This window comes from Cellulomonas sp. P4_A2 (genome assembly GCF_056402515.1).
Window position 1 is genome coordinate 1 of sequence record NZ_JBFUHG010000201.1, and the last position, 379, is coordinate 379.

The 379-nt window shown below is 66.5% G+C and carries 1 protein-coding gene; it reads left to right on the forward strand.

The genetic code is table 11. From position 1 onward, the window contains the following. Positions 1–319 (forward strand): aKG-HExxH-type peptide beta-hydroxylase (locus tag AC1DUE_RS20715; RefSeq protein ID WP_477041276.1); only part of this gene is annotated, 319 nt, incomplete at its 5' end. Positions 320–379: the final 60 nt, after the last annotated feature.

Here is a 379-nt window from a genome sequence, read left to right on the forward strand (position 1 = left end):
GCTCCAGGGCGCCTACTCGCACATGGCGCTCGCCGACTACTGGCAGCGCTTCGCACGCGGCGCGGAGCGCGTCACCCACCGCGATCTCGCCTGGGCCGAACACGCCCGCTGCCGGGAACAAGTAGGAGCCGTCCTGCCCGTACTGGCTGGTTCGGGGGCGCTGACCACTGAGGGAAGAGTGCTGATCAACGAGATGATCACCCTCTACGACCGTCTGGCCGATTGTCCGCCTCCCACGGGTCATCTGGCCCGTGCGCAGGCGTATGTGAGCACTGCGCGCGTGATATGGCAGCAGAGGAACGGCTCACGTCGGGCGTGAGCGCGCACATGATCGACGCCGTCGGCCATCTGATCGTCAAAGGGTCCCCGGTGTATGTTG